Genomic DNA, 22,106 nt, shown 5'->3' with positions numbered 1-22,106 from the left:
CGTTCCATGAACGCCGAGGTTTGGCTCAGCCCTCGGCGGGCGCCCCGTACTCGGCGATGACCTGGGCCCGGGCGATCGTGTGGAACCGCAGGTTGAACCCGACGAAGGCCGGCGTGCCATCGGAGTCCGGGCCGAGCTTCTCCTGGTCGACCGCGTACACGGTGAACACATAACGGTGGGCGGGGTCCCCGGGAGGCGGCGCGGCGCCCCCGAATTCCTTCGTCCCATAGTCGTTGCGCACCTGCACGGCGCCCTCGGGAAGCCCCTCGAACTTGCCGCTGCCGGCACCCACCGGCAGTTCGGTCACCGAGGCCGGGATGTCGAACACGCTCCAGTGCCAGAACCCGCTGCCGGTCGGCGCGTCCGGGTCGAAGCACGACACGGCGAAGCTCTTGGTCTCCGCCGGGAAGCCCTCCCAGCGCAGGTGCGGCGAGGTGTTGCCCGCCGCGTACACCTGCGCGTCGTCCAGCGTCCCGCCCGGCTCGAAGTCCTGGCTCACGACGGTGAACGACGGCACCTGCGGATGAAAGTCATGAGGAAGCGAAGCCCTCTGGGGCTGCTCGGTCACAACGACACCTCCTGGATCTACGGAAACTCTGGTTCCACAGAGTCTGTCGACCCTGCTCCTGAAACCCTAGAACCAGTTCCTCTTGCTGCCGACCTCGGACAGCCACTGGTGCAGATACGCCGACCAGTCCGTGCCCTGGAAGTCCTGGTGCCCGACGACGAACGACCGGAACGTGTCGCTGCCCTCGCTGAACAGCCCCGGCTTCTTGTCCATCTCCAGTACGACGTCCATCTCCCGGTCGTCGGCCACGAAGCTCAACTCCACCTGGTTGAGCCCCCGGTACTGCTGCGGCGGGTGGAACTCGATCTCCTGGTAGAACGGCAGCTTCTGTCGCGTACCCCGGATGTGGCCGCGCTCCATGTCCGCGCTCTTGAACCGGAAGCCGATGCGGATGAAGGCATCGAGAAGCGCCTGCTGGGACGGCAGGGGGTGCACATTGATCGGGTCGAGGTCACCCGAGTCGATGGCCCGGGCGATCTCCAGCTCGGTCGTCACCCCGATGTTCATGCCGCGCAGCTGCTGCCCGTCGATCATCGTGACGGGCGTCTCCCACGGGATCTCAAGCCCGAACGGAACGGCGTGCACGGCCTGCGCCTTGAGCTCGAACGCGCCCCCGAGCCGCACCTTGGTGAACTCGATGTCCTGCTTCGTCTCCTGGTCGTTCCCCTCGACCTCGACCCGCGCCTGCAGACCGACCGAAAGGCCCTCGATCTCCTGGTCGACGGACCCGCCCTGGATCCGCACCTCACCCTGAACGACACCACCGGGCACGACATTGACCTCGGTGAGCACCGTCTCCACGGACGCCCCGCCCGCGCCCAGACTCGCCAACAGCCGCTTGAACCCCATGCCTCGATCTCCTCCGTGTGCGAACCACTGCTGATACTGCTCACTACATACGCGGGACAGCTGCGCCCGGTTCCGCGAGCGCCTGTCCCGACCGCTCCACTACCCTCGGAGGGCATGATCGCGGCCCCTGACCGTACGCCCCTTGTACGTGAGTTCTTCGACCGACCTGTACTGGACGTCGCCCCCGACCTACTCGGACGCACGCTGGTCCGATCCACTCCGGACGGACCGATCGAGCTCCGCCTCACAGAGGTCGAGGCCTACGACGGCGCGAACGACCCCGGGTCCCACGCATACAGAGGCCGAACCGCCCGCAACAGCGTGATGTTCGGGCGCCCCGGACACGTATACGTCTACTTCACCTACGGCATGTGGCACTGCATGAACCTGGTCTGCGGTGAGGAGGGCAGGGCGAGCGCCGTGCTGCTCCGCGCCGGCGAGATCATCGAGGGCGCCGAACTGGCCCGCAAACGTCGACTATCGGCCCGGAACGACAAGGAACTGGCCAAAGGCCCGGCCCGCATGGCCACGGCCCTCGGCGTGGACCGATCCCTGGACGGCACCGACGCCTGCGCCCGAACGGACTCCCCGCTGAGAGTCCTGCACGGCACCCCCGTCCCCGCTGACCAGGTACGCAACGGTCCACGCACCGGAGTGTCCGGCGAGGGCGGCGTCCACCCCTGGCGCTTCTGGGTCGCCAACGACCCGACGGTGAGCCCTTATCGGGCCCATACGCCTCGCCGCCGCTCAACTTGACGCACCCCTACGGGATCCGTAATGTGGCCCGAGCCGCTGAAGCCGGATCAGGCGCTCAGCCAACCTCCGGAAGCGGCCAAACCACTCATTACGACTTCCCTCGGCGGGGTCTTTTCGGCGTGCTCGCATGCCGAAATTCGAACCTGCGAAACTCGATTATGAGTTGCCGGGAGATTCGGCTAATGTGGTGGACACGCCGAAAGGCAAAGGCCCTCCAACGGCCACCGGAAATGAAATCCGAACCGGAAACGGAACGGAAAACGGGTCTGGTAGAGTTGGAAACGCAAAATAGCAAGACCGAAGGGAAGCGCCCGGAGGAAAGCCCGAGAGGGTGAGTACAAAGGAAGCGTCCGTTCCTTGAGAACTCAACAGCGTGCCAAAAATCAACGCCAGATATGTTGATACCCCGTCTCCAGCATCTGCTGGGGCGAGGTTCCTTTGAAAAGTCCTGCAGGCCTTTGGGTCGGCAGGCGCACAGCGAGGACGCTGTGAACGGTCGGATTATTCCTCCGACTGTTCCGCTCTCGTGTGTGTCACCCCGATGACGGGGAAACATTCACGGAGAGTTTGATCCTGGCTCAGGACGAACGCTGGCGGCGTGCTTAACACATGCAAGTCGAACGATGAAGCCCTTCGGGGTGGATTAGTGGCGAACGGGTGAGTAACACGTGGGCAATCTGCCCTTCACTCTGGGACAAGCCTTGGAAACGAGGTCTAATACCGGATAACACTCCCATTCTCCTGGATGGGGGTTAAAAGCTCCGGCGGTGAAGGATGAGCCCGCGGCCTATCAGCTTGTTGGTGAGGTAATGGCTCACCAAGGCGACGACGGGTAGCCGGCCTGAGAGGGCGACCGGCCACACTGGGACTGAGACACGGCCCAGACTCCTACGGGAGGCAGCAGTGGGGAATATTGCACAATGGGCGAAAGCCTGATGCAGCGACGCCGCGTGAGGGATGACGGCCTTCGGGTTGTAAACCTCTTTCAGCAGGGAAGAAGCGAAAGTGACGGTACCTGCAGAAGAAGCGCCGGCTAACTACGTGCCAGCAGCCGCGGTAATACGTAGGGCGCAAGCGTTGTCCGGAATTATTGGGCGTAAAGAGCTCGTAGGCGGCTTGTCACGTCGATTGTGAAAGCTCGGGGCTTAACCCCGAGTCTGCAGTCGATACGGGCTAGCTAGAGTGTGGTAGGGGAGATCGGAATTCCTGGTGTAGCGGTGAAATGCGCAGATATCAGGAGGAACACCGGTGGCGAAGGCGGATCTCTGGGCCATTACTGACGCTGAGGAGCGAAAGCGTGGGGAGCGAACAGGATTAGATACCCTGGTAGTCCACGCCGTAAACGGTGGGCACTAGGTGTGGGCAACATTCCACGTTGTCCGCGCCGCAGCTAACGCATTAAGTGCCCCGCCTGGGGAGTACGGCCGCAAGGCTAAAACTCAAAGGAATTGACGGGGGCCCGCACAAGCAGCGGAGCATGTGGCTTAATTCGACGCAACGCGAAGAACCTTACCAAGGCTTGACATACACCGGAAACGTCTGGAGACAGGCGCCCCCTTGTGGTCGGTGTACAGGTGGTGCATGGCTGTCGTCAGCTCGTGTCGTGAGATGTTGGGTTAAGTCCCGCAACGAGCGCAACCCTTGTTCTGTGTTGCCAGCATGCCCTTCGGGGTGATGGGGACTCACAGGAGACCGCCGGGGTCAACTCGGAGGAAGGTGGGGACGACGTCAAGTCATCATGCCCCTTATGTCTTGGGCTGCACACGTGCTACAATGGCCGATACAATGAGCTGCGATACCGCAAGGTGGAGCGAATCTCAAAAAGTCGGTCTCAGTTCGGATTGGGGTCTGCAACTCGACCCCATGAAGTTGGAGTTGCTAGTAATCGCAGATCAGCATTGCTGCGGTGAATACGTTCCCGGGCCTTGTACACACCGCCCGTCACGTCACGAAAGTCGGTAACACCCGAAGCCGGTGGCCCAACCCCTTGTGGGAGGGAGCTGTCGAAGGTGGGACTGGCGATTGGGACGAAGTCGTAACAAGGTAGCCGTACCGGAAGGTGCGGCTGGATCACCTCCTTTCTAAGGAGCACTTCTTACCGAGTCCTTCGGGACGAGGTCAGAGGCCACTACGTCGGCAAACGTTCGACGGTGGTTGCTCATGGGTGGAACGTTGATTATTCGGCACCGTCAGTCATCTCGGGCTGCAAGTACTGCTCTTCGGAGCGTGGAAAGCTGATCACGAGTGGCGAGGGTGTCGGGCACGCTGTTGGGTGTCTGAAGGTACGGCCGTGATGGTCGCCTTCAGTGCCGGCCCCGGTAAAAATCCGCTTCGGTGGGTTGTGACGGGTGGTTGGTCGTTGTTTGAGAACTGCACAGTGGACGCGAGCATCTGTGGCCAAGTTTTTAAGGGCGCACGGTGGATGCCTTGGCACCAGGAACCGATGAAGGACGTGGGAGGCCACGATAGTCCCCGGGGAGTCGTCAACCAGGCTTTGATCCGGGGGTTTCCGAATGGGGAAACCCGGCAGTCGTCATGGGCTGTCACCCGCTGCTGAATATATAGGCAGTGTGGAGGGAACGCGGGGAAGTGAAACATCTCAGTACCCGCAGGAAGAGAAAACAACCGTGATTCCGGGAGTAGTGGCGAGCGAAACTGGATGAGGCCAAACCGTATACGTGTGAGACCCGGCAGGGGTTGCGTGTGCGGGGTTGTGGGATCTCTCTTTTACGGTCTGCCGGCCGTGAGACGAGTAAGAAACCGTTGATGTAGGCGAAGGACATGCGAAAGGTCCGGCGTAGAGGGTAAGACCCCCGTAGTCGAAACATTAACGGCTCGTTTGAGAGACACCCAAGTAGCACGGGGCCCGAGAAATCCTGTGTGAATCTGGCGGGACCACCCGTTAAGCCTAAATATTCCCTGGTGACCGATAGCGGATAGTACCGTGAGGGAATGGTGAAAAGTACCGCGGGAGCGGAGTGAAATAGTACCTGAAACCGTGTGCCTACAAGCCGTGGGAGCGTCGCGCATTGAGTTTACTCAATGCGTCGTGACTGCGTGCCTTTTGAAGAATGAGCCTGCGAGTTTGCGGTGTGTTGCGAGGTTAACCCGTGTGGGGAAGCCGTAGCGAAAGCGAGTCCGAATAGGGCGATTTAGTAGCGCGCTCAAGACCCGAAGCGGAGTGATCTAGCCATGGGCAGGTTGAAGCGGAGGTAAGACTTCGTGGAGGACCGAACCCACCAGGGTTGAAAACCTGGGGGATGACCTGTGGTTAGGGGTGAAAGGCCAATCAAACTCCGTGATAGCTGGTTCTCCCCGAAATGCATTTAGGTGCAGCGTCGTGTGTTTCTTGCCGGAGGTAGAGCACTGGATAGGCGATGGGCCCTACCGGGTTACTGACCTTAGCCAAACTCCGAATGCCGGTAAGTGAGAGCACGGCAGTGAGACTGTGGGGGATAAGCTCCATGGTCGAGAGGGAAACAGCCCAGAGCATCGACTAAGGCCCCTAAGCGTACGCTAAGTGGGAAAGGATGTGGAGTCGCAGAGACAACCAGGAGGTTGGCTTAGAAGCAGCCACCCTTGAAAGAGTGCGTAATAGCTCACTGGTCAAGTGATTCCGCGCCGACAATGTAGCGGGGCTCAAGCGTACCGCCGAAGTCGTGTCATTGCAGCTATAGGGCCAACGCCCGCTGTGATGGGTAGGGGAGCGTCGTGTGCCGGGTGAAGCAGCACCGGAAGGTAGTTGTGGACGGTTCACGAGTGAGAATGCAGGCATGAGTAGCGATACACACGTGAGAAACGTGTGCGCCGATTGACTAAGGGTTCCTGGGTCAAGCTGATCTGCCCAGGGTAAGTCGGGACCTAAGGCGAGGCCGACAGGCGTAGTCGATGGATAACCGGTTGATATTCCGGTACCCGCTGTGACGCGAAAGACATCGAATCCAGTGATGCTAAGGCCGTGAAGCCGTTCCGGACCCTTCGGGGAATGGAAAGTGGTGGAGCCGCCGGCCCAAGCTGGTAGTAGGTGAGCGATGGGGTGACGCAGGAAGGTAGTCCAGCCCGGGCGATGGTAGTCCCGGGGTAAGGGTGTAGCCCGTCTTCTAGGTAAATCCGGGAGACATGAGGGTGAGACCTGATGCCGAGCCGATTGTGGTGAAGTGGATGATCCTATGCTGTCGAGAAAAGCCTCTAGCGAGTTTCATGGCGGCCCGTACCCTAAACCGACTCAGGTGGTCAGGTAGAGAATACCGAGGCGTTCGGGTGAACTATGGTTAAGGAACTCGGCAAAATGCCCCCGTAACTTCGGGAGAAGGGGGGCCATTCCTGGTGATTGGACTTGCTCCATGAGCTGGGGGTGGCCGCAGAGACCAGCGAGAAGCGACTGTTTACTAAAAACACAGGTCCGTGCGAAGCCGTAAGGCGATGTATACGGACTGACGCCTGCCCGGTGCTGGAACGTTAAGGGGACCGGTTAGTCACATTTCGGTGTGGCGAAGCTGAGAACTTAAGCGCCAGTAAACGGCGGTGGTAACTATAACCATCCTAAGGTAGCGAAATTCCTTGTCGGGTAAGTTCCGACCTGCACGAATGGCGTAACGACTTCTCGACTGTCTCAACCATAGGCCCGGTGAAATTGCACTACGAGTAAAGATGCTCGTTTCGCGCAGAAGGACGGAAAGACCCCGGGACCTTTACTATAGTTTGATATTGGTGTTCGGTTCGGCTTGTGTAGGATAGGTGGGAGACTTTGAAGCGGCCACGCCAGTGGTTGTGGAGTCGTCGTTGAAATACCACTCTGGTCGTGCTGGATGTCTAACCTGGGTCCGTGATCCGGATCAGGGACAGTGTCTGATGGGTAGTTTAACTGGGGCGGTTGCCTCCCAAAGAGTAACGGAGGCGCCCAAAGGTTCCCTCAGCCTGGTTGGTAATCAGGTGTTGAGTGTAAGTGCACAAGGGAGCTTGACTGTGAGACCGACGGGTCGAGCAGGGACGAAAGTCGGGACTAGTGATCCGGCGGTGGCTTGTGGAAGCGCCGTCGCTCAACGGATAAAAGGTACCCCGGGGATAACAGGCTGATCTTCCCCAAGAGTCCATATCGACGGGATGGTTTGGCACCTCGATGTCGGCTCGTCGCATCCTGGGGCTGGAGTCGGTCCCAAGGGTTGGGCTGTTCGCCCATTAAAGCGGTACGCGAGCTGGGTTTAGAACGTCGTGAGACAGTTCGGTCCCTATCCTCTGTGCGCGTAGGAATATTGAGAAGGGCTGTCCCTAGTACGAGAGGACCGGGACGGACGAACCTCTGGTGTGCCAGTTGTCCTGCCAAGGGCATGGCTGGTTGGCTACGTTCGGAAAGGATAACCGCTGAAAGCATCTAAGCGGGAAGCCTGCTTCGAGATGAGTATTCCCACCCCCTTTGAGGGGTTAAGGCTCCCAGTAGACGACTGGGTTGATAGGCCGGATCTGGAAGCACCGCAAGGTGTGGAGGTGACCGGTACTAATAGGCCGAGGGCTTGTCCTCAGTTGCTCGCGTCCACTGTGTTGTTCCCAGACAACGAACAGTTGTGCTGGCTGAACAGTTTCACTTATCAATTGAAAAGTGTGCTAGTTCGCCGCCCTGTTCACATATCCCTTTTGAGGGATGTCTGAAAGGGTTTCGGTGGTCATAGCGTGAGGGAAACGCCCGGTTACATTCCGAACCCGGAAGCTAAGCCTCACAGCGCCGATGGTACTGCAGGGGGGACCCTGTGGGAGAGTAGGACGCCGCCGAACTATTTTTGAGAGGACCCTTGGTCCCGGCACACATGCTGGGACCAAGGGTCCTTTTTGTATTTCCAGAGCTTTTCTCGGAGCGCGCCGGCACCCCGGTTGCGCGAGAATGACTGCGGTACCGAAGACAGGAGTCAACCGATGGCCACCAACTCTCCCGATGAGCGTCCGGAGCGCGATCAGCGCCGACGGGACAGTGGTGACCGGGGGGATCGGGGCGGGTTCCGCGGCAACAGCGGGGCCCCGCGTCGGGACCGTCGGGATGGCGACCGGGAGCGTCCGCCCTTCCGGCGTGACGACCGGCGTGATGACCGTTCGTTCGGTGATCGGGACCGTGACCGTGGGCCGCGTCGTGATGACCGGCGCGATGACAACCGCGGTGGTGGGTTCCGGCGCGACGACAACCGTCGTGATGACACCCGTCGTGATGACAACCGTGGCGGCGGATTCCGGCGCGACGACCGCGACCGTGACCGTGGGCCGCGTCGGGACGATCGACGCGACGACAACCGCGGTGGTGGGTTCCGGCGGGATGACCGTCGGGACGACACCCGTCGCGATGACAACCGTGGCGGCGGGTTCCGCCGTGACGATCGGCGCGATGACAACCGTGGTGGCGGCTTCCGGCGCGACGACCGTGACCGTGGGCCGCGTCGCGATGACCGGCGGGACGACAACCGCGGTGGTGGCTTCCGTCGCGATGACCGTCGGGACGACACCCGTCGTGATGACAATCGCGGTGGCGGCTTCCGGCGCGACGACCGTGACCGTGGGCCGCGTCGTGACGATCGGCGCGACGACAACCGTGGCGGTGGGTTCCGTCGGGACGACCGTCGGGACGACACGCGTCGTGATGACAACCGTGGCGGCGGCTTCCGCCGTGACGACCGTCGCGATGACCGTTCGTTCGGTGATCGGGACCGTGACCGTGGGCCGCGTCGTGATGACCGTCGCGATGACAACCGCGGTGGTGGCTTCCGGCGCGATGACCGTCGCGATGACAACCGTGGCGGTGGGTTCCGTCGCGATGACCGTCGTGATGACCGTCGTGATGACAACCGCGGTGGCGGCTTCCGGCGCGACGACCGCGACCGTGACCGTGGGCCGCGTCGCGATGACCGGCGCGACGACAACCGCGGTGGTGGCTTCCGGCGCGATGACCGGGGCGGGCGTCCCGGTGGGTTCCGTGGGCGCGACGACCGGCGTGACGACGGGCGGGACAACCGCCGCGACGACCGCCGTGACGACCGGCGTGGTGGGCCCCGGGTCCGGGACGACCGGGAGCGGGACCGTGAGCCGATCAAGCGGCTGCCGATCCCGGACGACGTTTCCGGCGCCGAGCTCGACAAGAGCGTGCAGCAGGAGCTTCAGTCCCTGCCGCGGGGGCTCGCCGAGGATGTCGCCATGAACCTCGTGATGGTGGCACGGCTGATCGACGAGGACCCGGAGCGCGCGTACGCGTACTCCAGGATCGCGCTGCGTCTCGCGTCGCGCGTCGCCGCCGTGCGGGAGGCCGCTGGCTTCGCCGCGTACGGGACCCAGAAGTACAGCGAGGCGCTCGCCGAGTTCCGGGCCGCGCGGCGGATGACCGGGAGCGCGGAGCTGTGGCCGCTCATGGCCGACTGCGAGCGTGGGCTCGGGCGTCCCGAGAAGGCGCTGGACATGGCCGGCGCCCCCGAGGTGTCGAAGCTGGACAAGGCCGGACAGGTCGAGATGCGGCTCGTGGCCGCCGGTGCGCGACGGGACATGGGGCAGCTGGACGCCGCCATCGTGACCCTGCAGAGCCCCGAGCTCGCCTCGAACGCCACGCAGCCGTGGACCGCGCGTCTGCGCTACGCGTACGCCGACGCACTGCTGGAGGCCGGGCGCGAGGACGACGCGCGGGAGTGGTTCGCCAAGGCCGTCGAGTCCGACAAGGACGGCAGCACGGACGCGTCCGACCGGCTCGCCGAGCTGGACGGTGTCGAGTTCGTGGACGCCTTTGACGACAGTGCCGAGGACGGCGCCCCGGCGCCTCAGGACGACAGCGACGCCGACAGCGACGCCGACAGCGACGGCGTCGAGCGCGAAGAGCGCGACGAGCGGTAGAACGTGACATGAAGAACGGGCGGGCTCCCTCAGGGAGCCCGCCCGTTCGTCGTTGTCGGCCGTCGTTCTCAGTCGTCCGTCAATGTGCGCAGTACCAGGCCCGTGGCCGGCTTCGGGCCGAACGACGTGGACTTGCGGGGCATCGTCACGCCCTGGCGGGCCAGCTCGCGGACGACCTCCTCGCGGACCGGGTGCATCAGGACCGCCGTGCCGCCGTCGTGGCGCGCCTTGTCGACCGTCGCCTGCGTGTCGTGGATGTACGTGACGTCGGCGGGGGAGTCCTCCGGGATGCCCCAGACGTCACCGAGGAGCGTGGAGTGCAGCACCGTGGCGTCGAGGGTGCGCCAGGCCTCGGGGCGATCGGCCGGAATCGTACGGTCCAGGAGCGCCGGGTCGGGGCGGTCGAGGAGGTGGTACGTGTCCTCGGTGCCGGTGAGGAGGAAGGCGTTGCCGTGGGACGCCGCCTTCGCCAGGGCTTCCATCGCGTGCGGGAGCGGGCCGGCGACCTCGCGTACGCGGAAGTGCGGGCCGGCCGCCGCCAGTGCCCGGTCGAGGGGGAGGCGGCCCAGCAGGCGGTGGATGGCGCGGACCCGGAGGGGGTAGCGGGCCGTGTCGACCAGGAGGACGAGGCCGTAGTCCCAGGGGGTGCGGCCCGGCGAGCTGTGTTCGGTGCGCAGACGCAGGTAGGTGGCCCAGCGGTGGTGGCCGTCCGCGATCAACGCCTGGTGGGTGGCGAGACCGTCCTGGACCTGGCGCTGGTCGGCGGGGTCGGTGAGCGCCCAGAGGCGGTGGCTGTAGCCGTCCTCGGTGGTCGTGGCGAGGAGCGGGGCGTGCTGGACCGTGCGCTCGATGACGGCGGTGGCGCCGGTCGCGTTGCCGTTGCCCCGGTAGGTCAGCAGGAGCGGTTCGAGGTTCGCGGCCGTCGTGCGCATCAGCCCCGCCCGGTCCTCGACCACATGCGGCATGACGTCCTCGTGGGGGAGGACCACACCTTCCGAGGTCTCGGAGAGGTGGAGGGCGCCGATGATGCCGCGCTGCAGCATGTCGCCGTTGCGCTGCTCGTATACGTAGAAGGCTGGTTCGGCGTCGGGGGCGAGGACGCCTTCGGCGAGCCAGCGGTGCAGGGTGGCGGCCGCCAGTTCGTTGCGGGTCCGGGGCTCCACGGCCTGCGGCAGGATCAGGCGGACGATGTTGTGCGGGTCCGCGTTCTCCAGGTGCAGCAGACCGTCCGGCCGTACGACTACGTCGTACGGGGGCGAGGTCACGGCGGCGAGGCTGCCGACCTGTTCGGGGACGTAGCGGACGCCCCTGAACGGGATCAGATCCAGGCCGTTGGTGCCCGACTGTGCCGTGCGACCTGCAGTGTTCATCCCCGCATCGTACGAGTGTCAGTGCCGTGAGGGATGATCGGGGGAGTGGGATCGACCGAGGAGAGATGCGGAATGAGCCAGGGCCACAGTGCGAGCGGGACGGCCGACAGTGGGGCCCGGCTGCGGCCCGGTGGTAGCGCGCGAGAGCTGAGCGAGGCGTATGACACGGCGCTGCTGGATCTCGACGGGGTCGTGTACGCGGGCGGGCAGGCCATCGCGCATGCCGTCGAGTCGCTGGCCGTGGCGCGCGACGGCGGGATGGGGCTCGCGTACGTCACGAACAACGCGCTGCGCACGCCGGACGCCGTGGCCGAGCATCTGACCGAGCTCGGGATCCCGACCGGGGCCGACGATGTCATCACGTCGGCGCAGGCCGTCGCGCGGCTCATCAGCGAGCAAGTGCCCGAAGGGGCGCGGGTGTTGGTGATCGGGGGCGAAGGGCTGCGGGTGGCCCTGCGTGAGCGGGGGCTCGTGCCGGTGGACTCCGCCGACGAGGATCTGGCCGCGGTGGTGCAGGGGTACGGCGGGCCGGACATGGCGTGGGGGCGGTTCGCCGAGGCCTGTTACGGGATCGCGCGGGGTGTGCCGTGGTTCGCCTCCAATACGGACCTGACGATTCCGAGTGCGCGCGGGATCGCGCCGGGGAACGGGGCGGCGGTCGAGGTCGTCCGGATCGCGACGGGTGCTGAGCCGCAGATCGCGGGGAAGCCGTTGCCCCCGATGCACCGCGAGACGATTCTGCGGACCGGCGCGAAGACCCCGCTGGTGGTGGGCGACCGGCTCGACACGGACATCGAGGGGGCGTTCAACGGGGGCGTGGATTCGCTGCTCGTACTGACCGGTGTCACCGATGCCGCGCAGTTGCTCGCCGCGCCGCCGCAGCACCGGCCCACGTATGTGGATGTGGATCTGCGGGGCCTGCTCACCGGGCAGCCGGAGGTCGAGGAGGTTCAGGGCGGCGACGGCGGGTTCCGGTGCGGGGGCTGGACCGCGATCGCCGGGGACGGGGAGCTGCGCATCGAGGGGGACGGCGAGGCGATCGACGGGCTGCGGGCGCTGTGTGCGGCGGCGTGGAGTGCGGCCGGGGACGGGGTTTGCGAGCTGGATACGGGGAAGGCGGTGGCACGGTTGGGGGTTTAGCGCGCCCGCGCTTCGGAGCCGCGACGGGGTGGGGGTGGACGTGTGCTCGCCCCGCATCGGGGTGCCGCCTTGCCCACCCTGCCGCCCCTGGCGGCAGATTGCCCAAGGCGGCGGGACCGTGATGTCGTGGAGTTGCAGGGTAGGCTAACCTAACTTCGTGTTGGTCGACAGTCCTCCCGAAGCCAGCGCGGTGACCGCTCCCGCGCCCCCCGACCGTCGTGCGGTGATACGTACCGTCGGGCTGCTCGCGTCTGTCCTGGTGCTGGTGGCCGTCCTTGTGGCGAGCATCGCCGTGGGCGCCAAACCGCTCTCCCTGGACCAGGTCTGGCACGGCCTGTTCCAGGACACCGGGAACTACGCGGACGTGGTCGTCGGTGAGCGGGTGTCGCGCACCCTGCTCGGCCTGCTGGCCGGAATCGCGCTCGGCCTCGCCGGCGCCGTCCTGCAGGCGCTGACCCGCAACCCCCTCGCCGACCCCGGCATCCTCGGCATCAACATGGGTGCCTCGGCCGCCGTCGTCTCCGCCATCAGCTTCTTCGGGGTGACCTCGCTCACCGGCTACGTATGGTTCGCCTTCGCGGGCGCCGCCGCCGTGGGTGTCCTCGTCTACGCGCTCGGCGGCACCCGCAACGCGACGCCCGTGCGGCTCGCGCTCGCCGGTACCGCGATCAACGCGGCGCTCTCCGGCTATCTCTACGCGGTGATGATCACCGACGACATGGCCCTCAACCGGATGCGGTTCTGGCAGGTCGGCTCGCTGGCCACGTCCACCATGCACACCATCGAGCAGGTGTGGCCGTTCATCGCCGTCGGCGCCGTCCTCGCGCTGCTGCTCTCCCGCCCGCTCAACGCCATGGCCATGGGCGACGACACCGCCCGCGCGCTCGGCGCCCACCTCGGCCGCACCCGCGCCCTGAGCATGGTCGCCGCGACACTGCTGTGCGGCGCGGCCACCGCGGCCTGCGGCCCGATCGCCTTCGTCGGCCTGATGGTGCCGCACATGGTCCGCTCGTTCACCGGCCCCGACATGCGCTGGATCATGCCGTACGCGGCGGTCCTCTCGCCCGTCCTGCTGCTCGGCGCCGACGTCATCGGCCGGATCGTGGCCCGCCCGTCCGAGCTCCAGGTCGGCATCGTCACGGCCGTCATCGGCGCGCCGGTCTTCATCGTGCTCGTACGTCGCCGAAGGATGGCCCAGCTGTGACCGCGACCGAGACCCGTACCAAGAAGGCCGGGACCAAGGCGATACGCACCCCGGGCGGCCTCTCCTTCCGGCTCGACGTCCGCTCGCTCGTCGTCGTGGCGATCCTCCTCGTGGCGGCGCTCGCCGCGAGCGTCTTCCTCATCGGCACCGGCGACTTCCCGATCCCGGTCTCCGACGTGCTGCGCACCCTCGTGGGCAATGGCGACGCCGGCCAGGAATTCATCATCAACGACCTGCGGCTTCCGCGGGTCCTCGTCGGCCTGCTCGTCGGCGCCTCGCTCGGCCTGTCCGGCGCGCTCTTCCAGTCCGTCTCCCGCAACCCGCTGGGCAGCCCGGACGTGCTCGGCCTCGGGCAGGGCTCGACCGCGGGCGCGCTCGTGATGATCGTGATCTTCGGGGGCAGCGCGGGACAGGTCGCGATCGGCGCGCTCGTCGGCGGACTCGTCACCGGGGTCGCGATCTACGTCCTCGCGTGGAAGCGGGGCGTGCACGGCTACCGGCTCGTCCTCGTCGGCATCGGCGTCTCCGCGTTCGTGACCGCGATCAACGGCTATCTGCTCACCAAGGCCGACTTCGTGGACGCCGCCCGCGCGACCGTGTGGATGACCGGCTCGCTCAACGGCCGCGACTGGACGCAGGTCTGGCCGCTGCTGATCATGTTCGTCGTGCTGATCCCGATCGTCGCCGCGTCCGCGCGCCCGCTGCGGATGCTGGAGATGGGCGACGACGCGGCGGGCGGCCTCGGCGTGCGCGTCGAGCGCACCCGGCTGCTGCTGCTCACGGCCTCCGTCGTACTGACGGCCGCCGCCACCGCGGCCGCGGGCCCGGTCACCTTCGTGGCACTGACCGCGCCGCAGATCGCCCGCCGGCTGACCAAGTCGCCGGGGCCGAACCTGGCGGCGTCGACGATCCTGGGCGCGGCCCTGCTGATCGTCGCCGACCTGGTCTCGCAGCGGGCGTTCGGCGCCGACCAGCTGCCCGTCGGCGTGGTCACCGGCGTCGTCGGCGGCATCTATCTTCTGTGGCTGCTGGTCACTGAGCGGAAGGCGGGGCGGATATGACCTCGCGCGGCCCGCACATCCCTCGTACGAACCAAAGGAGCACCGCAGTGAACAGGCTGATAGCCGACGACGTGACCCTCGGATACGACCAGCGCGTCATCGCCGAGAAGCTGTCGGTGGAGATCCCCGACAACTCCTTCACGGTGATTGTCGGCCCGAACGCCTGTGGTAAGTCCACGCTGCTTCGTGCCCTGTCGCGGATGCTCAAGCCGAGCGCGGGCCGCGTCCTGCTCGACGGCAGCGTCATCCAGTCGATGCCCGCCAAGAAGGTCGCCAAGACGCTCGGCCTGCTGCCGCAGTCGTCGGTGGCGCCCGACGGCATCACCGTCGGCGACCTCGTGGCCCGCGGCCGTTACCCGCACCAGGGACTGCTGCGCCAGTGGTCGCCCGACGACGAGCGGATCGTCCAGGAGTCGATGGGCTCCACCGGCGTCGCCGAGCTCGCCGAGCGGTACGTCGACGAGCTCTCCGGCGGCCAGCGCCAGCGTGTGTGGATCGCGATGGCGCTCGCCCAGCAGACGCCGCTGCTGCTGCTCGACGAGCCGACGACGTACCTCGACATCCAGCACCAGATCGACGTCCTCGACCTCTGCGCCGAGCTGCACGAGGAGCAGGGGCGCACGCTCGTCGCCGTCCTGCACGACCTCAACCACGCGGCCCGCTACGCCACCCACCTCATCGCCCTGCGCGACGGCGCGGTGATCGCGGAGGGCGCGCCCAAGGACATCGTCACGGTCGAGCTCGTCGAGCAGCTCTTCGGCATGAAGTGCCAGGTCATCGACGACCCGGAGACGGGGACCCCGCTGGTGGTGCCGGCCGCGCGGCACGCGCGCCGCAAGGAGACCGCTACAGCAGCGTCCTGAGCCGCAGCAGGTCGCGGAACGAGGCCTCGAGCTTCACGCGTCCCGACGCCCACGCCTTAGCGAAGTTCAGCTCGCCGTCGACCATCGACACCAGGTCGTCGCCGGTCATCGCGAGCCGGATCTGCGCCTTCTCGGAGGGCGGCCCGGGGCGCGTGTCGAGGACCTCGATCCGGCCGTCCTTGAGTCGGCCGGAAAACGTCACGTCGAGGTCGGTGATCCGGCAGCTCAGCGAGCGGTCCAGGGCCGCGGCCGTGCGCACGTCCCCGTCGGCCCCCGCCATGTTGTCCGAGAGTTTGTCGAGCGCCGCCCGGCACTCCTCAGTCGTCGCCATCGTGATCGACGGTACACCGGCGCTTCGGGGTAGCGTCGGGGCATGAGCGAGACGCCCACCGAGCCCACCGACGTGCCGGAACCCGCGCGGGAACCGGCAGCGGAACCCTCGTACGACCCCGCGGCCCCCGCCCCGCTCGGCATCGGGCGCACCCCCACGGGCACCCCCGAGGTGGACGCGTCGCTGGAACGGCTCGGCGATGTGGACCACCTCGCCGCGGACGGGCACGCCGAGGTGTACGAGGATGTACATCAGGGGCTGCGGAACGCGCTGAACGCGCTGGACGCACGTCCCCCGTCCCCGTCTACGTATGACAACAGGAGCTGAACCACCGTGGCAGGTGTGGCACGTCGCCGCCTCGACGCCGAACTCGTCAACCGCAAGCTGGCGCGTTCGCGCGAGCACGCGAGCCAGCTGATCGCCGCGGGCCGGGTCAGCGTCGCCAGGATCGTCGCGACCAAGCCCGCGACGCAGGTCAACGAGGGCGTGTCCATCGTCGTCGCGGCCGACGACAGCGACCCCGAGTACGTCTCGCGCGGCGGGCACAAGCTCGCGGGCGCGCTGGAGGCGTTCGGTCCGCAGGGGCTCGACGTCAAGGGGCGCAGGGCGCTGGACGCGGGTGCGTCCACCGGTGGCTTCACCGATGTGCTGCTGCGGGCCGGCGTCGCGCACGTCGTCGCCGTCGACGTCGGCTACGGGCAGCTCGCGTGGTCACTGCAGAGCGATGAACGCGTCACCGTCAAGGACCGTACGAACGTACGCGAATTGACGCTGGAGGCGATCGATGACGTACCCGTGGACATCGTGGTCGGGGACCTGTCCTTCATTCCGCTCGGCCTTGTGCTGCCCGCCCTCGTACGGTGCGCGGCTCCGGAGGCGGATCTCGTGATGATGGTCAAGCCGCAGTTCGAGGTGGGCAAGGAGCGGCTCGGCAGCGGGGGCGTCGTGCGCAGCCCCGAACTGCGGGCCGAGGCGGTGCGCAGGGTCGCCGAGCAGGCATGGAAGCTCGGATACGGCGTGCGCGGCGTGACCGCGAGCCCCCTGCCGGGACCGTCCGGGAACGTCGAGTACTTTCTGTGGCTGCGTGCCGGGGCGGATCAGCTCGACCCGGCCGACGTAGATCGCGCAGTGGCGGAGGGGCCGCGTTGACACAGACCCGAGCTCGTACGGTTTTCCTGCTCGCCCACACGGGGCGGCCCGCTGCGATCCGCAGCGCCGAACTCGTCGTACAGGGGCTGCTGCGCAGCGGCCTCGGCGTGCGGGTACTGGAGTCCGAGGCCGAGGACCTGCCGCTGCCCGACTCCGTGGAAACGGTGAAGGAGGCCACGCCGGCCTGTCTCGACGGCTGTGAGCTGCTCATCGTGCTCGGCGGGGACGGGACGCTGCTGCGCGGCGCCGAGTTCGCGCGGGCGTCCGGGGTGCCGATGCTCGGGGTGAACCTGGGCCGCGTCGGCTTCCTCGCGGAGGCGGAGCGCGACGACCTGGACAAGGTCGTCGACCGCGTCGTCACCAAGGAGTACGAGGTCGAGGAGCGCATGACGATCGACGTCGCCGTGCACCGCAACGGCGACGTCGTGCACCGGGACTGGGCGCTCAACGAGGCGGCCGTCCAGAAGATCGAGCCCGAGCGGATGCTGGAGGTCGTGCTCGAGATCGACGGCCGGCCCGTCACGGGATTCGGCTGCGACGGCATCGTGTGCGCGACCCCGACCGGGTCCACGGCCTACGCGTTCTCCGCCGGCGGCCCCGTGGTGTGGCCCGAGGTCGAGGCGCTGCTCATGGTGCCGATCAGCGCGCACGCCCTGTTCGCCAAGCCGCTCATCACGTCGCCGGACTCGGTGCTCGCCGTCGAGGTGCAGCAGCACACGCCGCACGGCGTGCTGTGGTGCGACGGCCGGCGGACCGTGGAGCTGCCGCCGGGCGCGCGGATCGAGGTGCGCCGGGGCGAGGTGCCGGTCCGGCTGGCCAGGCTGCACCACGCGGTGTTCACCGACCGGCTCGTGGCCAAGTTCGCGCTCCCGGTCGCCGGGTGGCGCGGCGCCCCGCACTGACCGGCACGTTCGAGTGACGGCGGCGTGAAGGTTTGTCGCCGTAACGGCCCTCCTACCTGCGGAATCGGGGTAGGGGGCCGGGGTCCGTCGCACGGACGGCCTTCGACCTCGTAAGGTCAGAGGCGTGTTGGAGGAGATGCGGATACGGTCGCTCGGAGTCATCGACGACGCCGTGGTCGAGCTTTCGCCCGGCTTCACGGCGGTCACCGGTGAGACGGGCGCGGGCAAGACCATGGTCGTCACCAGTCTCGGCTTGCTGCTGGGCGGGAGGGCCGACCCCGCGCTCGTACGGATCGGCGCGAAGAACGCCGTGGTCGAGGGGCGCATCGCCGTGCCCGCCGACTCGGGCGCGCGCGAGCGGGCCGAGGAGGCCGGGGCCGAGCTCGAGGACGGGGTGCTGCTGCTCAGCCGCACCGTGTCCGCCGAGGGGCGCTCCCGGGCGCACCTGGGCGGGCGGTCCGTGCCGGTGGGTGTGCTGGGCGAGCTGGCCGACGAACTGGTCGCCGTGCACGGCCAGACCGACCAGCAGGGACTGTTGAAGCTCGGCCGGCAGCGGCAGGCGCTCGACCGGTACGCGGGGGACGCCGTCGCGGCGCCGCTCGCCAAGTACGGAGCCGTATACAAGCGGCTGAGGGCCGTCGGCACCGAGCTGGAGGAGATCACCACGCGCGCCCGCGAGCGGGCGCAGGAGGCGGATCTGCTGCGCTTCGGGCTCGAAGAGATCGGCGCCGTGGAGCCCAGGGCCGGCGAGGACGTGGAGCTGGCCGAGGAGGCCTCCCGGCTGGGCCACGCGGAGGCGCTGGCCTCGGCGGCGGCCGCCGCGCACGCCGCGCTCGCAGGGAACCCCGAGGACCCGGAGGGCGTCGACGCGCAGACGCTGGTCGGCGGTGCGCACCGGGCCCTGGAGGCCGTGCGCTCCCACGACTCGTCGCTCGGCACGCTCGCGGAGCGGATCGGCGAGGTGCAGATCCTGCTCACCGATGTCGCCGCCGAACTCGCGGGCTACGCGGACGATTTGGACGCCGACCCGCTGCGGCTCTCCGCGGTGGAGGAGCGGCGGGCGGCACTCACGACGCTCACCCGCAAGTACGGCGAGGACGTGACGGCGGTGCTGGCCTGGGCCGAGGCGAGCGCCGCGCGCCTTCTCGAGCTCGACGGCGACGACGAGCGGATCGGCGAGCTGACCGCGGAGCGCGAGTCGCTCCGCGGCGAACTGGGCGTACTGGCGCAGGAACTGACCCACGCGCGCGTGGAGGCGGCCGACCGCTTCGCGGCCGCGGTGACCGAGGAACTCTCCTCGCTGGCGATGCCGCACGCCCGGGTCTCCTTCGACATCCGGCATACCGAGACGGACGCCGCCGACGGCGTCGAGGTCGACGGGCGGAACGTGGTGTGCGGGCCCAGTGGTGTCGACGAGGTCGAGCTGCTGCTCGCCCCGCACCCCGGCGCGCCGCCCCGGCCCATCGCGAAGGGCGCGTCCGGCGGTGAGCTGTCGCGCGTGATGCTCGCCGTGGAGGTCGTCTTCGCGGGCAACGATCCGGTACCTACGTATCTCTTCGACGAGGTCGACGCGGGCGTGGGCGGCAAGGCCGCCGTCGAGATCGGCAGGCGCCTCGCCAAGCTCGCCAGGTCGGCGCAGGTCGTGGTCGTCACGCACCTGCCGCAGGTCGCCGCGTTCGCCGACCGGCAGCTCCTGGTCGAGAAGACCCACGACGGGTCCGTGACGAGTTCCGGGGTGACGGTGCTCGAAGGTGAGGACCGGGTGCGGGAGTTGTCGCGGATGTTGGCGGGTCAGGAGGACTCGGAGACGGCGCGGGCGCATGCGGAAGAGTTGTTGGCGGCGGCTCGGGCGGATGCGTGATGTTGTCGTTGCGGTCGGGCGTCCGCCGGTCGCGGGGCTCTGCCCCGGACCCCGCGCCTCAATCGCCGGCGGGGCTTGATTGGGGCCCTGCGCCTCGACCACTGGCGAGGCTTGATTCCGCCGCAGTCGCTGCAGGTGTCACCCGTGGTGTGCTCAGTCTTTTGCGGCGTGTGAAGCCCGACGGTGTCGGGGAGCGGAAGAATTACGCGGGGCGGACCGTCGATCTGTGTCCGGGGCCCGCCGCCACGGTGGGAGTCGCGGCGGGGGCGCTCGTCGCGGCGGAGCCGGGCGCGCGCGGCGCCGCAGTGCTCGCCACGCTCGTGGCCGGGGCCTGCGGTGGATACGACGACGTGGCGGGGGCCGGTGATCCGCGGCGCGGCTTCCGGGCCCATCTGGGTGCTCTGCGGGACGGCGAACTCACCAGCGGCGCCGTGAAGTTGTTCGGGATCTCGGCGGCGGGGCTCGTCGCGGGCGGGCTGCTCAAGGAGCGGTTTGTCGACAAGGCGCTCGCCGGCGTCGTCATCGCGGGCACCGCGCACCTCGTCAACCTCGTCGACGTACGACCGGGGCGCGCGGCCCAAGTGACCCTCGCCCTGGGCGCTCCCGGTCTGTTGCGCGGCCCGCTCGCCGCCGCGCCGATGGGCGCCGCCGCCGCGGTGCTGCCCGACGATCTCGCCGAGCGCGGGATGCTCGGCGACGCGGGCGCGCACGCGCTCGGTGCCGCCGTCGGCGTCGCCATCGTCGCGGGGAACGGGCGGCCCGGCCTGGTGGCGCACGCGGCCGGGCTCGTCGCGGCGGCCGTGTACGGGGACCGGGTGAGCGCGCTGGCCCAGCGTCCGCTTACGTAAGCATCGGGCCTCTCAACTCACCCATGCGAGTGGTCCGGTGTGCCGTGTTGCCCATGCTCTGGCGGTGAGGGAGGGCGACCGGTGCCGGAACGTCGGTACGGGCTGGCATCCTGGGGGACCGACGGTATACGTATCCCTGAGCCCGTACTCTCCGTATACCTAACCCCTTCCGTACCTACCGAGTTCGCCGACACCCCTCAGGAGCCCGGCCGCGTGAGCCACCCCAGCAGCCCGTCAGCGCACGGACAGCCGACGCTGCGCACTGTGCAGGTGCTGGGCGGCGGCAGTGCGGGCAGCAGCGCCCATGTCCGGTCCCTGACCTCGGGGTTGGTGGCCCGTGGGGTGCGTGTCACGGTGTGCGCGCCGATGGCGGCCGAGCGGGCGTACGGGTTCGAGGACGCGGGCGCCCACCACCTTCCGGTGCCGCGCCGCAGCGACCCGGCGTCCGTCGCCGCGCTCCGCGTCGCCTGCACCGACGCCGACCTCGTGCACGCGCACGGGCTGCACGCCGGGCTGCGCGCCGCCCTCGCGCTCAGCGGCCGCCGCGTCCCGCTCGTCGTCACCTGGCACACCCGCTCGTACGCCGAGGGGGCCCGCGCCCACCTGCTGCGCGCGCTGGAGCGGCGCGTGGCCAGGGCGGCGGCCGTCGTCCTCGGCACCTCCTCCGACCTGGTGGACCGGGCGCGGGCGCGCGGCGCGCGGGACGCCCGGCTCGCCGCGGTGTCCTTCCCCGCGCCGCGCGGACCGCTCCCAGAGGGCGAGGAGGCCGAGCGCATCCGCAGCAAGACGCGGGCCGAACTCGGCTGCGTGGACCGGCCGTTGCTGATGGCCGTCGGCAGCCTGGAGCGGCACCGCGGCTACGACGTACTGCTCGACGCCGCGCACGCGCTGCTCAGGCTCGACCCCGCGCCGCTGCTGGTGATCGCGGGGGAGGGGCCCGAGCGGCCCGCCCTCCAGCGGCGCATCGAGGCCGAGGGGCTACCGGTGCGGCTCGCGGGGCGTCGCGACGACGTCGCGGAACTGCTGCACGCCGCCGATGTCGCGGTGCTGCCCAGCAGTTGGGAGTCCCGCTCGCTGCTCGCGCAGGAGGCGCTGCACGCGCGCGTACCCCTAGTGGCGACCGATGTCGGCGGCATGGCCGAACTGGTCGGCGACGGCGCGGAGTTGGTTCCCTACGGAGACGCGCCCGCGCTCGCCCGCTCCGTGGAGCGGCTCCTCGCCGATCCCCTGCGGCGGGACCAACTCAAGGAGCGCGGCGCCGTGCAGGCGGCGTCCTGGCCGACCGAGGACGCGACGGTCGCCCAAGTGCTGAGCGTCTATGACGAGTTGACGGGCTATCACTAGAAGCCC

General features: G+C 67.9%; 17 protein-coding genes and 3 rRNA genes. 16 read left to right on the top strand and 4 right to left on the bottom strand.

Annotated elements, in window-relative coordinates; genetic code table 11:
- Nucleotides 1-25: 25 nt before the first annotated feature.
- Both OHA73_RS12055 and OHA73_RS12050 read right to left on the bottom strand, forming a co-directional pair.
- Nucleotides 26-568 (bottom strand): YbhB/YbcL family Raf kinase inhibitor-like protein, encoded by a 543-nt coding sequence (locus OHA73_RS12055; protein WP_266721152.1) that lies wholly within the window; start codon nt 566-568, stop codon nt 26-28.
- Nucleotides 569-634: 66 nt separating this feature from the next.
- Nucleotides 635-1,417, bottom strand: coding sequence for a sporulation protein (locus OHA73_RS12050; protein WP_266721153.1), 783 nt, complete (start codon nt 1,415-1,417; stop codon nt 635-637).
- Between the two features lie 114 nt (nt 1,418-1,531).
- On the opposite strand from OHA73_RS12050, the gene OHA73_RS12045 reads away from it, so the two are divergent.
- The 6 genes from OHA73_RS12045 (at nt 1,532) to OHA73_RS12020 (ending at nt 10,027) form a co-directional block, all read left to right on the top strand.
- The gene (locus OHA73_RS12045; protein ID WP_267070928.1) at nt 1,532-2,173 is read left to right on the top strand and encodes a DNA-3-methyladenine glycosylase; all 642 of its coding nucleotides are present in this window, start codon (nt 1,532-1,534) and stop codon (nt 2,171-2,173) included.
- Nucleotides 2,174-2,728: 555 nt separating this feature from the next.
- Nucleotides 2,729-4,254: ribosomal RNA gene (locus OHA73_RS12040) — 16S ribosomal RNA — on the top strand.
- A gap of 314 nt (nt 4,255-4,568) precedes the next feature.
- Nucleotides 4,569-7,691 (top strand): 23S ribosomal RNA (locus OHA73_RS12035).
- Nucleotides 7,692-7,825: 134 nt separating this feature from the next.
- Nucleotides 7,826-7,942: ribosomal RNA gene (rrf, locus tag OHA73_RS12030) — 5S ribosomal RNA — on the top strand.
- Together the 16S, 23S and 5S rRNA genes form the textbook arrangement of a ribosomal RNA operon.
- A 304-nt stretch (nt 7,943-8,246) precedes the next feature.
- Complete coding sequence (locus OHA73_RS12025; RefSeq protein WP_327655037.1) at nt 8,247-9,347, top strand: hypothetical protein; 1,101 nt, start codon at nt 8,247-8,249, stop codon at nt 9,345-9,347.
- On the top strand, nt 9,293-10,027 hold the full coding sequence (locus tag OHA73_RS12020; RefSeq protein WP_267070930.1) for a tetratricopeptide repeat protein: 735 nt from the start codon (nt 9,293-9,295) through the stop codon (nt 10,025-10,027). Before OHA73_RS12025 ends, OHA73_RS12020 begins: the two co-directional genes overlap by 55 nt.
- Before the next feature lie 68 nt (nt 10,028-10,095).
- Here the strand turns inward: OHA73_RS12020 and OHA73_RS12015 are convergent, their stop codons facing one another.
- Nucleotides 10,096-11,397, bottom strand: a complete 1,302-nt coding sequence (locus tag OHA73_RS12015) for a DUF1015 domain-containing protein (RefSeq protein ID WP_267070931.1) — start codon at nt 11,395-11,397, stop codon at nt 10,096-10,098.
- 72 nt (nt 11,398-11,469) lie between these two features.
- Here OHA73_RS12015 and OHA73_RS12010 point away from each other — a divergent pair, with 72 nt between their 5' ends.
- The 4 genes from OHA73_RS12010 to OHA73_RS11995 all read left to right on the top strand — a co-directional run bounded on the left by OHA73_RS12010 (nt 11,470) and on the right by OHA73_RS11995 (nt 15,665).
- Nucleotides 11,470-12,537, top strand: a complete 1,068-nt coding sequence (locus OHA73_RS12010) for an HAD hydrolase-like protein (RefSeq protein ID WP_327655036.1) — start codon at nt 11,470-11,472, stop codon at nt 12,535-12,537.
- 157 nt (nt 12,538-12,694) lie between these two features.
- Nucleotides 12,695-13,741: a FecCD family ABC transporter permease gene (locus OHA73_RS12005; protein WP_266721160.1), complete on the top strand. Its 1,047-nt coding sequence runs from the start codon at nt 12,695-12,697 to the stop codon at nt 13,739-13,741.
- Nucleotides 13,738-14,802, top strand: coding sequence for a FecCD family ABC transporter permease (locus OHA73_RS12000; RefSeq protein WP_327655035.1), 1,065 nt, complete (start codon nt 13,738-13,740; stop codon nt 14,800-14,802). Before OHA73_RS12005 ends, OHA73_RS12000 begins: the two co-directional genes overlap by 4 nt.
- Nucleotides 14,799-15,665 carry an ABC transporter ATP-binding protein gene (locus tag OHA73_RS11995; protein ID WP_267070934.1) on the top strand — a complete coding sequence of 289 codons (867 nt, stop codon included), beginning with the start codon at nt 14,799-14,801 and terminating at the stop codon, nt 15,663-15,665. Before OHA73_RS12000 ends, OHA73_RS11995 begins: the two co-directional genes overlap by 4 nt.
- On the opposite strand, the gene OHA73_RS11990 is transcribed toward OHA73_RS11995, so the two are convergent.
- Nucleotides 15,649-15,996: an SCP2 sterol-binding domain-containing protein gene (locus OHA73_RS11990; protein ID WP_267070935.1), complete on the bottom strand. Its 348-nt coding sequence runs from the start codon at nt 15,994-15,996 to the stop codon at nt 15,649-15,651. The two genes, OHA73_RS11995 and OHA73_RS11990, sit on opposite strands and share 17 nt — an antisense overlap.
- 42 nt (nt 15,997-16,038) lie before the next feature.
- Here OHA73_RS11990 and OHA73_RS11985 point away from each other — a divergent pair, with 42 nt between their 5' ends.
- From OHA73_RS11985 to OHA73_RS11960, 6 genes are all read left to right on the top strand, one after another.
- Complete coding sequence (locus tag OHA73_RS11985; protein ID WP_327655034.1) at nt 16,039-16,323, top strand: hypothetical protein; 285 nt, start codon at nt 16,039-16,041, stop codon at nt 16,321-16,323.
- Between the two features lie 6 nt (nt 16,324-16,329).
- Nucleotides 16,330-17,145, top strand: coding sequence for a TlyA family RNA methyltransferase (locus OHA73_RS11980; protein WP_267070936.1), 816 nt, complete (start codon nt 16,330-16,332; stop codon nt 17,143-17,145).
- Nucleotides 17,142-18,047, top strand: a complete 906-nt coding sequence (locus OHA73_RS11975) for an NAD kinase (protein WP_327655033.1) — start codon at nt 17,142-17,144, stop codon at nt 18,045-18,047. The genes OHA73_RS11980 and OHA73_RS11975 overlap by 4 nt, the downstream gene beginning before the upstream one ends.
- A gap of 136 nt (nt 18,048-18,183) precedes the next feature.
- Entirely contained in the window at nt 18,184-19,908 is a 1,725-nt protein-coding gene (recN, locus tag OHA73_RS11970; protein WP_267072936.1) for a DNA repair protein RecN, read from the top strand.
- Between the two features lie 101 nt (nt 19,909-20,009).
- Nucleotides 20,010-20,756 (top strand): hypothetical protein, encoded by a 747-nt coding sequence (locus OHA73_RS11965; protein ID WP_443063208.1) that lies wholly within the window; start codon nt 20,010-20,012, stop codon nt 20,754-20,756.
- Nucleotides 20,757-20,969: 213 nt separating this feature from the next.
- On the top strand, nt 20,970-22,100 hold the full coding sequence (locus OHA73_RS11960) for a glycosyltransferase family 4 protein (RefSeq protein WP_327655032.1): 1,131 nt from the start codon (nt 20,970-20,972) through the stop codon (nt 22,098-22,100).
- Nucleotides 22,101-22,106: the final 6 nt, after the last annotated feature.

Source organism: Streptomyces sp. NBC_00483 (assembly GCF_036013745.1).
In the GTDB taxonomy this organism is placed as follows: domain Bacteria; phylum Actinomycetota; class Actinomycetes; order Streptomycetales; family Streptomycetaceae; genus Streptomyces.
The sequence above is the reverse complement of the archived record's forward strand: the minus strand, read 5'-3'. Positions and strand labels throughout refer to the sequence as shown.

Excerpts from the sequence above, each read along its gene's own strand:
- OHA73_RS12045 (WP_267070928.1), top strand. The coding sequence starts at position 1,532 with ATGATCGCGGCCCCTGACCGTACGCCCCTTGTACGTGAGTTCTTCGAC.
- OHA73_RS12050 (WP_266721153.1), bottom strand. The coding sequence starts at position 1,417 with ATGGGGTTCAAGCGGCTGTTGGCGAGTCTGGGCGCGGGCGGGGCGTCC.
- OHA73_RS11995 (WP_267070934.1), top strand. The coding sequence starts at position 14,799 with ATGACCTCGCGCGGCCCGCACATCCCTCGTACGAACCAAAGGAGCACC.
- OHA73_RS11990 (WP_267070935.1), bottom strand. The coding sequence starts at position 15,996 with ATGGCGACGACTGAGGAGTGCCGGGCGGCGCTCGACAAACTCTCGGAC.
- OHA73_RS11985 (WP_327655034.1), top strand. The coding sequence starts at position 16,039 with ATGAGCGAGACGCCCACCGAGCCCACCGACGTGCCGGAACCCGCGCGG.
- OHA73_RS12025 (WP_327655037.1), top strand. The coding sequence starts at position 8,247 with ATGACCGTTCGTTCGGTGATCGGGACCGTGACCGTGGGCCGCGTCGTG.
- OHA73_RS12010 (WP_327655036.1), top strand. The coding sequence starts at position 11,470 with ATGAGCCAGGGCCACAGTGCGAGCGGGACGGCCGACAGTGGGGCCCGG.
- recN (WP_267072936.1), top strand. The coding sequence starts at position 18,184 with ATGCGGATACGGTCGCTCGGAGTCATCGACGACGCCGTGGTCGAGCTT.
- OHA73_RS12015 (WP_267070931.1), bottom strand. The coding sequence starts at position 11,397 with ATGAACACTGCAGGTCGCACGGCACAGTCGGGCACCAACGGCCTGGAT.